This window comes from Aestuariibaculum scopimerae, from assembly GCF_059428085.1.
In genome coordinates this window covers 2,630,464-2,643,001 of record NZ_CM182089.1, presented here as the reverse complement: position 1 = coordinate 2,643,001, position 12,538 = coordinate 2,630,464, and the positions used below count along the sequence as shown (strand labels likewise).

At 31.8% G+C, this 12,538-nt stretch carries 9 protein-coding genes and 1 tRNA gene; 2 read left to right on the top strand and 8 right to left on the bottom strand.

The features are described from left to right. Positions 1–338: 338 nt before the first annotated feature. The 3 genes from AC5SR4_RS11475 to AC5SR4_RS11465 all read right to left on the bottom strand — a co-directional run bounded on the left by AC5SR4_RS11475 (position 339) and on the right by AC5SR4_RS11465 (position 1,433). On the bottom strand, positions 339–536 hold the full coding sequence (locus tag AC5SR4_RS11475; protein WP_495356383.1) for a hypothetical protein: 198 nt from the start codon (positions 534–536) through the stop codon (positions 339–341). A 15-nt stretch (positions 537–551) separates the two neighbouring features. Then, the gene (locus tag AC5SR4_RS11470) at positions 552–1,001 is read right to left on the bottom strand and encodes a JAB domain-containing protein (protein ID WP_495356382.1); all 450 of its coding nucleotides are present in this window, start codon (positions 999–1,001) and stop codon (positions 552–554) included. Positions 1,002–1,076: 75 nt separating this feature from the next. After that, the gene (locus AC5SR4_RS11465; protein ID WP_495356381.1) at positions 1,077–1,433 is read right to left on the bottom strand and encodes a single-stranded DNA-binding protein; all 357 of its coding nucleotides are present in this window, start codon (positions 1,431–1,433) and stop codon (positions 1,077–1,079) included. Between the two features lie 715 nt (positions 1,434–2,148). Here AC5SR4_RS11465 and AC5SR4_RS11460 point away from each other — a divergent pair. Then, entirely contained in the window at positions 2,149–2,601 is a 453-nt protein-coding gene (locus AC5SR4_RS11460; RefSeq protein ID WP_495356380.1) for a hypothetical protein, read from the top strand. 397 nt (positions 2,602–2,998) lie between these two features. Here AC5SR4_RS11460 and AC5SR4_RS11455 read toward each other — a convergent pair whose 3' ends face one another. From AC5SR4_RS11455 to trxB, 5 genes are all read right to left on the bottom strand, one after another. Then, positions 2,999–6,958 carry a hypothetical protein gene (locus AC5SR4_RS11455; RefSeq protein WP_495356379.1) on the bottom strand — a complete coding sequence of 1,320 codons (3,960 nt, stop codon included), beginning with the start codon at positions 6,956–6,958 and terminating at the stop codon, positions 2,999–3,001. After that, positions 6,958–9,126 (bottom strand): tetratricopeptide repeat protein, encoded by a 2,169-nt coding sequence (locus AC5SR4_RS11450; protein WP_495356378.1) that lies wholly within the window; start codon positions 9,124–9,126, stop codon positions 6,958–6,960. The genes AC5SR4_RS11455 and AC5SR4_RS11450 overlap by 1 nt, the downstream gene beginning before the upstream one ends. A 124-nt stretch (positions 9,127–9,250) precedes the next feature. Continuing rightward, complete coding sequence (locus AC5SR4_RS11445) at positions 9,251–10,531, bottom strand: site-specific integrase (protein WP_495356377.1); 1,281 nt, start codon at positions 10,529–10,531, stop codon at positions 9,251–9,253. A 226-nt stretch (positions 10,532–10,757) separates the two neighbouring features. Further along, positions 10,758–10,832: transfer RNA gene (locus tag AC5SR4_RS11440), tRNA-Pro, on the bottom strand. Positions 10,833–10,937: 105 nt separating this feature from the next. After that, positions 10,938–11,918, bottom strand: coding sequence for a thioredoxin-disulfide reductase (trxB, locus tag AC5SR4_RS11435; RefSeq protein ID WP_495356376.1), 981 nt, complete (start codon positions 11,916–11,918; stop codon positions 10,938–10,940). 234 nt (positions 11,919–12,152) lie between these two features. Here trxB and AC5SR4_RS11430 point away from each other — a divergent pair, with 234 nt between their 5' ends. Beyond that, entirely contained in the window at positions 12,153–12,530 is a 378-nt protein-coding gene (locus AC5SR4_RS11430) for a hypothetical protein (protein WP_495356375.1), read from the top strand. Positions 12,531–12,538: the final 8 nt, after the last annotated feature.

Here is a 12,538-nt window from a genome sequence, read left to right as displayed (position 1 = left end):
CAAAGTAACATCGTGAAACGTGTTACCCTCTTGCTCTTCCATTTCGTCACGCAAAAGCGTGACGAAATTCCAAACAACCTGACTAAAAGCCTGTCTTGAGCGACAGTCGAAAGGTCAGTTGCTTTTTTGGGCATTTCAGCTATTTTAAAGTTATCTGTTTGGGGTTAAATATTCAAACATGGAATGGTCACAAATGGCTCGTTTTGGTATCATAGAAAATGATTTTTGGAGATGTTGCCAATTTGGACGTCAGATTTTCAAAATAGGCTTGGGAAATCTGCAAACAAAAAGACCCTTTGAAAGTCAAAAGGTCAATTTGCATTTTATTTTAGCATTAATTAAATATTGAACACGTATTGATAGGTGTACAAATTTTTGATAGCTTCTTCGTCCAATAGTGTATCATAATCCACATGGTGCTCTTTGGCGTATTGTTTCAAATCATCCCCAATTTTACTTTCGACATCTTCCTTTGATACCGAAAGCAAAAGGTCTTGGGTGTATGCATCGAGGTTGTTATAATTCAAATAAATCATGGTTCTCGTTTTAAATTATAAAATACCTTCATCGGCAAAACTATAATAACTTCCATCAGGAGCCAATATTAAATGGTCAAGTACCTTCACGTCAAACAGCTTGGAAGCGTTCTTTATTTTTTCCGTGAGTTGTCTATCCTGTTCACTGGGTTTTAGTTTACCACTTGGGTGGTTGTGTACCAAAATAACACCAACAGAAAGTGTCTTTAGGATAATGGCAAACAGGATACGGATATCTACCAATGTACCTGTAATACCCCCAAAGGACAATTGATAAATACCCTTAATTTTATTGGAGTTGTTCAATAACAAGACTTTAAAAGATTCGTGCAATCCAATGGTGTCTATATCCCAATTCTTATAGATGATACTTGCTGCATCCTCTGAACTTTTAATGACAGGGGCTAATGCCACACTTAATTTTTCTCGGTAACTAATTCTTATTTCGTTAACTTTGCTGTTCATTGTTTTTCTGTTTAGGATTAATAATGAAAAGAGGGCAATACTTTTCGACGAGACTGCCCTCTTTATTTTTAAATGTTATTCAGTTTTGGAATTTGTAGTTTTAGCATCCAAAAGCAATATTTCATTTGCTACGACTTCCGTATAATGGCGTTTTTCACCTGCTTCGGTCTCATAGGAGCGTTGTTTAAGTTTGCCCTCGATGCCTATCTTTGTGCCCTTGCCAACATACTTTTCTATGATGGTGGCAACCTTGCCCCATGCCACGATACTGTGCCAATCGGTTTCTTCCTTTTTCTCGCCTCTGGCGTTCTTGAAGTTGTCGTTTGTAGCCAAAGAGAATTGGGCGACTACTTTTTTGTTGTCAAGTTGTGTAATGGTTGGGTCTTGTCCAACGTGTCCGATTAACTGTACTTTGTTTTTTAGTGTACTCATAATAAAATATTTAAAAATTAATAATTGATTTACTTATTATATCTGAAGCGTTTTCCTTTTTTGATTTTTTGGATGCTGCTTCCTTTTTGTATGGTTTGATATGATTTCATGATCCGATGATTTGATTTACTTCCCATAGAGCTGTGAGCTGTTACCTTTTTTTGATGCTTGATGGAGTTCAATATTCAGGCTTGGCAGGACGTATAAAAAAGAGCGAGGCACGAGCTCTGGCTTTATGCCGTCAGCCAAGAATGAATGTTGTTGTTTTGCTGGCAAAAAAAGTGTCCCAGTGAGCACTCGGAGAGTAGATTAAATGGGTTGTGAAATTTCAACCCGACAGGAAATGGCATCCATGCAGATATGGAATTCCTATCAAGCGGACTTAAGCCTAAAAGTTAATTCCCTACTAAAAGGATAAATTCACTTTTAGGCTTGTGTCCAAGACTGTTTTAGTGAAGCTCTTTTCCCGGAATGCAGGGAAACGGAATGGAGTGGGAAAATGCTAAATGGCCAATATTGTGAAAAAAAATTTCTGTCTGGAAATAAATTAGAACAAAATGTTTAAATTTGAAAAGGTGTTTATGGTATGCCTGCTCGTTCGTGCAAAGATTTCATCGACCATAATAGATAATATAAACCCTCAAGGCTTATTATCCGACACAGTATACGAACGCACAATCTCTTGGATAATAATCTTTGAACAACGGATTATATTATGAAAACTATTGATTTCTTTAAACTTCAATCTAAAAACTTACACAGAGATTTTAAAACTAGAAAACTTGTCTTTAACAATGAACTTGGTGAATTGTCATATGAATTTGAGCCAAAACATTTCGATATCGAATTAGTTATTTACGATTTCAACCTTGATGAAGAAAATTTTACTCTAATGAAGGCTCAACATGTCATAGCTCAAATGGCTGGATTTGTAAAATGGACGTTTTTAATAAAGGCGTCAGAGCCTGATTTGAAAATTGCAAAAATTCTATACGAAAATCAAGATATAATTGATTTGCGAATGTGGATAGTTTACATTGCTGATGCAGAAAGAATGAATCAAACGAGATTTGACTCAGAAACAAAATTGTCTATTTGCGAACAAGTCTTTGAACTGGGAGTTTTCGGTGACGTTCAATTTGATTGCTACCTTTTAGATAAAAAATAGGGATTAAAGTGCTGTCAGCTAAGAATGAATGTTGTTGTTTTACTGGCAAAAAAAGTGTACCTGTGAGGGTTTGGGAAGTGAGTGAAATAGATTGTGAAATTCAAATAGACAGGAAGTGGCATCCATGCAGATATGGAATTCCTATCAAGCGGACTTAAGCCTAAAAGTCAATTCCCTAATAAAATGGTGAATTCACTTTTAGGCTTGTGTCCAAGACTTTTTAAAGAAGCTTTTTTCTCGAAATGAAATGAAGGGAAATGTGCTTATTTAGTCTGTATATGAATATATTATTGCATTACATTGTTTAATGCAGGTTTTTTTAAGAAAAGTATTTGAAAGGTATGTTGTAGGTAATTGAACGGATTTACAAAATCCAAATGAAATCTTGTTCTTTCTTCTATTCACCATTCATTTTAACAAGATGATCCGTTAATGTATCTATTATCTCATCTTTTGATATCGTAAAATTATCTATTAAGAATTCTTCAATATTACTTTTAAATTTGTCAGTAACTTCAAACTTATCAAGATAGCTTTTTATCTCTGTACAGTATTCTTTTTCAATTTCATTTAACCAATCATGTTCTACTTTATTTCCTTTGTCCAGTCTATTTCTATATTCCGATAATTTCCATATTGTAAACATCATTTTTGTAAATGATTCTGCATATTCATTTATTGGTATTTCCTTTAATCTTATACCATTTAGAGAATCCAGCATTGATTTATCAACGATTATAGGTAATGGATTTCCATAATTACTTTCTTGAAATTCACCTGTCTCTAAAAAATTTCTAAATCTCTCAAAAAACACTTTCTGAACCCTAAAACCATTACTTATTGCTTGTGAGTCCTGGATATTTATAAAATTAAAAAAATCTATTTCCGTAGAAGCCAAGCCCACTAAACCTTGAATTAGATAAAGGGATTCCTCTTCAAAATTTTCGGGCGTCAATCCTGTTATGCCAATAGCAACCTCACTTAAAGTTTCGGTTTCTATAATTTTATTTGGCAGATGAAATGAAAAATAAGATTCGTTTTCAAATTCTGAAATTATTTGATGTATTTGCGTTAGCTTTCTTGCATTATTTACTTCCCACCATCTCTTTATTGTTTGTTTAGAATTAAATATTCTACTACGATTGGAATTAATAAAGAATAATATATAAAATGAAACCGTAACGAGTAATCTATTATACCATAATTGCTCTTCTTCTTTTAACCTAACAGTATCATAATACATAAAAGAATTCTCTACTATTGTATCGAATGATTGTTGCATTTCTGATAATTTATAAAACACTGCTTTCAAGTTTATAAAAGCCACATTTCTTTCATTATCTTGCTTCGGCTCAACTATATTAGCTAATTGATTAAGAGTATTTCTTAAGGATGAACACCAATTGTTTATTTGTTTTTCATATTCGGAAAATTGGCCTTTATCATAGTATTTCCTTGATAAACGAGTATATCCTTTTGTCTTACTCAATAAATTAGATAAAGCTTTTATCTGTGCTATTAATTGATTTAATGAAGATTTAAACCTAGATTGATTTCCTTCCATTGAAAATTCAAAGTACCGAATGCATATTTTTGCAAATTTCAATGACTCCTCTCGTATTTCTATGTATTGACTTTGCCACTCATAATTTGAAGAACAACGATACTTATCAAGTATTGTATTATTCCATATTTGGTTAATGTGTATATCGAAGGTATCTATAATATTTCCTTTAGGCATAGCTTTTATTGAGTTCTGCAAAACAACTTCATAAATTTCTTCATTTGGAAAAGGAAGAATTATCGCTTTAGTACAATACCTATCATAAATTGGTAATAGTCTATAAACAGTTTGAATCCTGTAAACGCTAAACTCATTTGTCTTATCAGCATCTTTATCCAATAAATATTCTATATGGATATCTTTACCTTTTTCTTTTATAGATAAAGAATTGGTTTTTCTTTTCAATATGCCAATAATTAAGTCTTTCTGCTTTTTCACAAAGTGCGAGTACCTTTTGGGACTTGTAATATTATAATAGCTAAAAAGTTCAGAGGCTTCATCGATACTTTCATTTTTTAATACCTCCAATAATTTATTTTCACTTAATTCAATTCTCAACGGTACCGAAACCGATAATTGATTAAACCATTTAATAAGAAAACCTAAACCTTGATAGCTTTCAATATTATTTAAATTAGAGTCAATATGGTTTGATAAATAATTAGTGAATTTTACTATATCAGACTCTTTTATATCATATAGAGTTAGTTCTTCGGACTTCTGTGAAAAGAAATTTAGACCAGAAAGTTTTTTCCCTAGAGTTTCATTCAGGTTTTTAATTGTGTCCAGTTTAGTAAAAGGCAGTGTTTCAGTAATAAATAGCTCGATACCACCGTGATTAAAGACTTCATTAAAAACCGTCTTGTTTTCTGTCCAATACTGTAAAGGTTCACTATGCATTAAACCGTCTATTGCGTAAACCATTTCAGAAAACTTTTGCTTTGAAACTAGTTTGGCTAATTCATTATAAAATGAATCTTTCGAATTCGATTTTATAAATGGGGAAATACTAATAAAATAATCATAGATAAAATCTTCAGTGATTATCTTATAGAGGGACAAAAGGGTTTCCGTAATAGGTATAAAATCGTTTAATATATCTACTAAATGTTGTGATCTTACTGGATGCAGTCCTTCAATAAATTCTTCGTCAAACCTTAAATAAAATTCCTTTTCAAGTTGTTTTAAAGCCTCTCCTCTATCTGTTGTAAAACCAATATTCTCTTCGATATAATTTATAAGATTTATTGACTTAATTTTTAAACCTAAAACATCTGCAATTGAAATAAGACGGAGTATTTCTACTTTTGAATTAGCATCTTTCTCTGTATTAATCTCTTTTATTTGGGATCTCAAACGATTAGATAGCATTTCCCCTTTAGTCAATAGGTACACAAATTCAATTAGTAATCCTTTAGATTCAATGCTCTCCCATGCCGATTGCCAGTTCGAAATTCCTGAATGTATTTTATTTCGCTTTTTTAGTTCTAAAAAAATTGTTTTTGCCTCATTGAGCGATAAGCTTATATCTATAATTTTAATACTTGTCTTAGATAAATCCAACCCATATTTATACCAATCTACATGGCGAGTAGTTATTATAAATTTTACAGGTAGAAGATGTGTTCTGTCAATTAATTCATAATATTTAGATAAAGTATTATTTAGTCCGTCTATTACAATAATAGGCAATTCGCCAATCTGTACACGTGATTTTATAAAATCAAATAAACCAGCAACATTGCTATTATCACTACAATATTTTAATTCGTAAATGGAATACCCACTTATTTTTAAATCAAAACTGGTTTGCCAAGCCAAAGTAGATTTTCCTTGACCACTTGAAGATTTAACAATTACGATACTGTTCTCACTTATTTCCCTTAAAATTTGATTATGCCATTCACTCCTTTTTACTGGTAAATTTTGAGCGATATGAATTGGCCTTGCTGCTTTACCTGCGTAATAGTCATCTCTTATTATTGAGTGTGTTAAATCATCAAAATCTATTTTTTGTATCCAATTATTTTCAATTGCTGGATTAGTAGGACTTTTCGAAAAAGAATCCGTTACCGACTGAAATACATTTTTTAAATCTAAAAATTTTACTGGAGTACGTTCTCTAGACCAATTAAATGAACTATAAAAAAGAGCTTTTAGATATTGGTTCTCTACACCTATATTGATATTAAATCTTTCAAGTAAATGCTTGTTACAATGCTCTATTAAAAAAGATTCGGAAACTTTTATGAAATCAATATTTTTTATAAAAAAGTCAAAATTAATATTAGAAATATTTAATGATGAGTCTTCAAATTTTTGTTTCCAAAAAGTAGAAGTTTTATCTGATATTTTTTTAATTGCTAAATCATTTAAGTTTCCTTTAGAGAGTTTAAAATTATATACAAGTTTTAATTTGCAGTTTGGATTGATTTTAAATGCTTCTAAAAAGTTTTGCAAAACTCCCATTTCCCAGAAACTACCTGCATCTATTGTATTAATTGAAGATTTGAGTTGAATATATTGATTATTATCGATCTCAATAATATCCAGGTCTTCAATACCCTCCAATCGAACAACTTTGCCTGGGCTTGAGTTATCTAATTCATTTAAAAGAGTAAAACAAGAATAGAGTAATTGAAATCCTATTCCTCTAAAATTAACAGTTCCTCCTGTTCTCTTAATAGCTAAGTCATTTAGTGCTATATTTAAATCCTTGTTTAAGGAATAGGTAATCTTGGCAGCAGACTTTTGCTTTTTAGTTTTTTGTTTTCTTCCTTTAGATTTTGACATTATTTTTTTGAGCCTTTCTTAAAAATATTCTTTAAAGATTTATCCTCTTTAATGTTATCAAAATCTTCATTATCAATAATATCATCTTTTTCTAAAATCTCACCATTATCCAGAGATTTTTGTAACCATAATATTGAATTTTTCACATCTCCTTTTAAGGAATAAGCTCTTGAAAGTTGAATAGAACATCCTTTTTCGAATGTTTCTGCTCTTTCTAAAAAGACTATTGCTTTTTCTAAAAAGTGTTCGTTTGTTTTAGAAGCAAGTTTATACTTCTCAATGTAGGCTATACCTAAATTAATGTATGCATTAGTATGGCTACTATCTTTTTCGATGACCTCTTCTAAAATTGAAATCGAGTTATCTAAAGCATTTTGTGCTTCTTCACCATTAAGCAAGCGAAATTTATGTAGTAAACAAAAACCTATGTTATTTAATACTTTAATATCAGATTCAGTTATTTTTTTGGCTTCATTATATTCAACAAATGCTTTTTCACAATATTCAATGCTTTCCAAATGCATTGACAAAGACATATACTTATTACCTAAACGAAACTTTATTTCTGTATTTACGCCATATTTATCCTCTAATTTTTTTAAAATTCCTATAGCTTTACGATAATGCGTTTCTAAATTTTTTTCATCAAAATCTCCATATTCACCTAGAATGGAAGCAAATAGTAAGTTATAAGATAACTTGTCATTTTTTTGTATAGCTGTTTCAATATTCTCAATGGAATTTTCAAAATGCTCTTTATTGTTGTCATCACTAATATTTGCCAACTCCCAATGAGAGGTAGCTAACCTTTCGTAAACAATATCATCATTAGGATAAAGCTCAAGTGCTTTTTTAAAATTTTCTATAGCATTATGAAGTTCTGTTTTCTTTTTGTCAATTTCTTTTTCTTCAAATGCTATTTCCATTTGTAACATACCTGAATTACTGAAAACTTCGAACATGGTGGGTTCGTATTTTAAAGCTTCTTTTAAATCTTCTAATAATTGCCTTCTCAATTGATTATTTATTGTTTCATTAAAATTGGCTAATTTTAAATTTGATAAAGCCCTATTGAGATAAGGTCTTCCAAAAGTCGGATCCAGTGAAATTGCAGTGTCATAGTAAGGCAATGCCGCTTTCATAATATATTCCCTTTGAGCCACAGGTTTAGCTTCTCCGGCTTTAAAGGTATTATTGGCATAATTATAAACAACAACGGACAAATTTCTAATAAGTTCTTTTTCTCCTGTTGCAAGAACTCTAACCTTTAAATTCTCAAAATCTGATCCAGAAGGACGTTTTTTTTCATTATAGGATTCTATTTCTTCAAGCAATAATTTGTTTGCGTCACTTGTGCTTGTTAATCGAATATTCATTGCCTCAATAAATCGGTCTGTGCCATAGGCATTTTTTATTTTTATAGAACTCCCTGAAAAACTTTCAAAACCTATTAATCCATCTTCAGGATTACCTAAAACCATTATAGGTTCAATGTTTCCTAAACTACCTTGAATTATTTTATTGGATTTATATGACATTTTGTGCTCCTTTAGTAAGGAGAAAAACTCTTTGATGAATAATAATGCATTTTCTATTGTTGGAAGTAAAAAATTATCTAAACTGATAGATCTTTTAAATGTTCCGTCAATTTCAACTTGTTTCCCTTTAATTATAATAAACTCGTCATCAATCAAAGAATATGATGAATGTGCAAAAGCATTACGTATTCTATTATAATATAATGATTGCAATTGTATTATAAAATCATCAAATCGGCACTGAATACTGTGATCTAATAAGCGTTTAAGTTTTTTGGTAGGTGTTATATCGTCTTGGTCAAATCTATTATATAAATTAGGAATATAGCGTAAATTTTGAGCACTGGAAATTCTTAATAAATTGCCAAGAACATTATAGAGTTCATCCATCTCAAATATATGTCCATATAACAACAGCCCTAAACGAGTCTTTGTATATTTATCAGATGTTTTATCCATAAGGGTTTTAATTTCATTAATTAACCTTTCACTCTCATATAAATGTGACAGGAATCTTTGGTCACCCATTCCATTATAACCAATAAGGACATTTACAAATTCAAATTCATCTACTCGTTTTGCTAAATCAAAGAGCCTTTTTAGTTCATTGATTATATCTATATTAGGCATATTTTTTATTCTTTGGTTAAGCTATAAAGTTAATAATTGTTAACTAGTGAAAACTTGTGGATTTCCATAATTAATGAAAAATTATAGACATTTTTCGGCATAGTTGTATATACAGATACCATATTTATACAATCTTTAAATGATCATATCCTGTTTTCCTATATTCTACCTCACCTTTTGGACTTTTTAATTTCTTTTTCAATTGCACCATGTCCTTACTAATCTTTTTTTCAATGACCCGAGCATATTTTTGCGTGGTTGACAGTTTTTTATGCCCCAGCATCTTTGATACAGTTTCAATAGGTACTTCATTCAAAAGAGTAATCGTAGTGGCAAACGTATGTCTGGCCACATGAAAGGTAAGGTTTTTGCCAATACCGCATAACTTGGCTATTTCCTTTAGGTATTGATTTATTTTTTGGTTACTCATCACTGGTAAAAGTGAATAATTATTTAATTCTGTGGGATAATTCGAATATTTTCCCAAAATCTCCAGAGCTTCATCCAATAAAGGAAGTTTTACCGGCGTATTAGATTTCTGGCGTCTGACCATAATCCACTTTTCATTGTCAATTCCATTAACAATATCACATTCTTTCAAATTCTTGATTTCAATGTAACAAAGTCCCGTATAGCATGAGAAAACAAATAAATCTCTGACCAAGCAAATGCTCTCATTTACTAGTGATTGTTTAGCAATTTTATCAACTTCAAACTGTTCCAAAAAGTGACAATCAAATTCCTCAAATTTCAACTGATACAGGGCAAATGGGTTGGTTTTGATCCAACCATGCTTTAACGCTAAAGTTGTAAATTTTTGCAAACGTTCCATGTGCTTCATGATACCGTTATTGCCAAGAGGTTTTGATTTTAAAAGTGGTGGGCAGTTACGCAGGTAGTCTTCAAACTTCACTACAAAAGTATATCCTATTTGTGACAAATGGATATCAGTCGACTTGAATTCTTTTATGAGAAAACGGTCAAGGTATTTTTCTGTAGCATTGTAGTTTTTACTAGTTCCTGATTCGAGTTTTTTAAGCTCGTTGTCCTTGTGGTATTTTACAAGATCCTTTATTGTTGTAACCACAGTATCTTTACCCAGATAACGCAATTTTACGGCTCTTGCCGAAATTGGTCTTCCTTCTACCCTTAACTGCCTATAAGCATTCTTAATTTTGGAATATACATCATCAAGAACATCGTTGATGTATTTTGCGTTTTTGGTTCTTGGTTTTGCCCGATTGCTTTTGGTACACCAACAATCTTCAAGAACACTTTCTTTTGTGCTGACATCAATTGGTGAGCTATCTATCCAGATTCGGGCATAAATAGGAGTTGATCCATCCTTCTTGATTGATGCTTTTTTCAACCAAAAATGGACATTTAGTGTGTGAGTGTTTGTCATTACTTTCGTTTGGGTTAAACATTACCTTGAACGAAAGCTAAATCGCCCCGAAATATAAATACGGGTAAGACTATAAATTTAGAAATTTATTTTCTAAAAAAATAGGACACTAAATAGGACACTAACAAATATGCAATCAAATGACTACAAAAAAAACCAGTAAAAATATATTTTACTGGTTTTCAATTAATTACATATTAAAAATTTTCTTTTAATATCCGTTTCGTCGGGATGACAGGATTTGAACCTGCGACCACACGGCCCCCAGCCGTGTACGCTAACCGGACTGCGCCACATCCCGATATTTTTTACTGCCCGCAAAGAAAACACATTTTTTAGACTTTTAAAAACATAAAAGCCGAAGAATATAATTCTCCGGCTTTTTTATAAGCCCTATAATACTATTTTAATTGTAAGTAGACGTCGACACTTCAAACGTAGCGTCTTTTGCTGCTAAATAACGCTCGGCATCTAAAGCAGCCATGCAACCTGTTCCTGCTGCTGTAACCGCTTGTCTATAAACATGATCTGCTGCATCACCAGATACAAAAACACCTTCAATGTTTGTTTTTGAGGTGCCTGGTACGTTTATAATATAACCCGTTTCATCTAGCTTTAAAAAGTCTTTAAAGATATCCGTATTAGGTTTATGCCCAATAGCTACAAAAAAGCCTGTAGCTGGTATTTCGTGCTTTTTGTTTGTTTTATTGTTAAAAACACGAACCCCAGTTACTACTTGTCCGTCTCCTAAAACCTCATCGGTTTCTGTGTTAAACAGTATTTCAATATTTTCTGTATTTTGTACTCTTGCTGCCATGATTTTAGAGGCTCTAAATTCATCGCGTCGTACCAACATGGTTACTTTTTTACATAGTTTTGAAAGGTAATGTGCTTCTTCACAAGCAGAATCGCCCGCTCCCACAATTACAACTTCTTGATTACGGTAAAAGAATCCATCACAAACGGCACATGCAGAAACTCCGCCACCCAGCTTTAAATACTTTTGCTCGGATTCTAATCCTAAATATTTTGCCGAAGCCCCTGTTGAGATAATTACAGTATCACAATGAATTTCTTTGGTATCGTTAACCCATACTTTGTGTATACTTCCTGAAAAATCAACTTTTGTTACCCAACCGTTGCGTACATCGGTTTCAAAACGCTCGGCCTGTTTTTGTAATTCTATCATCATTTCTGGACCTGTAATGCCATCTGGGTAGCCTGGGAAGTTTTCAACTTCATTGGTGGTGGTTAATTGGCCTCCAGGTTGTGTTCCCTGATATAATACAGGTTTCATATTAGCCCTAGCAGCATAAATTGCTGCCGTATATCCAGCAGGACCAGAGCCTATTATCAGGCATTTTACTCTTTCTATTGTATCTGACATAATTGCTATTAATTTAATCAATAACAAAAGTAGAATTTTTGAAACAAATCTTACATTAAAATTATCAAAAGATATTATTATGTTATAATTAGTGATTATCTAATTCCTTTTCTTCTCTTTTTTTTGTAAATTGTAGTAATTTAATTGTTAATTAATATGCCAACTATGAAACCCATTTTATTTATTTTTTGCACCACACTTTTTTTGTCTTGTAACAACAAAAATAAAGTTGAAATGACACCAGAGGCACCTTCTTTAAAAGGCGCTTGGGAATTAGTAAGTTTTTTAAACTACAGGGAGGATGGCTCGGTTGACACGATTAAGCCTTCTGAATCTTATAAACAAATGAAAATGTTTTCTGAAAGCAAAATTATGTGGAGCCGATTGCGTACATGGGACTCCTTGGATTGGTTTGGGGTAGGTGATTATACTTTTAAAGATGGTATATTGACGGAAGATCTTGAATATGGTTCTAAAGCTATGATAAAACGTATTAAAGCTAAAAAGACATTTGATTTTAATATTATAATTAGTGAAGATAAGTTTACCCAAATAGAATTGGATAGTTTAGGGCACCCTATATATGCCGAAAATTATGTACGAGTTGAATGAGATACATC

What these genes read in the sequence shown, in the direction of transcription:
- AC5SR4_RS11430 (WP_495356375.1), top strand. Translation starts at nt 12,153, where the DNA reads ATGACACCAGAGGCACCTTCTTTAAAAGGCGCTTGGGAATTAGTAAGT.
- AC5SR4_RS11460 (WP_495356380.1), top strand. Translation starts at nt 2,149, where the DNA reads ATGAAAACTATTGATTTCTTTAAACTTCAATCTAAAAACTTACACAGA.
- AC5SR4_RS11455 (WP_495356379.1), bottom strand. Translation starts at nt 6,958, where the DNA reads ATGTCAAAATCTAAAGGAAGAAAACAAAAAACTAAAAAGCAAAAGTCT.
- AC5SR4_RS11475 (WP_495356383.1), bottom strand. Translation starts at nt 536, where the DNA reads ATGATTTATTTGAATTATAACAACCTCGATGCATACACCCAAGACCTT.
- AC5SR4_RS11450 (WP_495356378.1), bottom strand. Translation starts at nt 9,126, where the DNA reads ATGCCTAATATAGATATAATCAATGAACTAAAAAGGCTCTTTGATTTA.
- AC5SR4_RS11465 (WP_495356381.1), bottom strand. Translation starts at nt 1,433, where the DNA reads ATGAGTACACTAAAAAACAAAGTACAGTTAATCGGACACGTTGGACAA.
- AC5SR4_RS11445 (WP_495356377.1), bottom strand. Translation starts at nt 10,531, where the DNA reads ATGACAAACACTCACACACTAAATGTCCATTTTTGGTTGAAAAAAGCA.
- AC5SR4_RS11470 (WP_495356382.1), bottom strand. Translation starts at nt 1,001, where the DNA reads ATGAACAGCAAAGTTAACGAAATAAGAATTAGTTACCGAGAAAAATTA.
- trxB (WP_495356376.1), bottom strand. Translation starts at nt 11,918, where the DNA reads ATGTCAGATACAATAGAAAGAGTAAAATGCCTGATAATAGGCTCTGGT.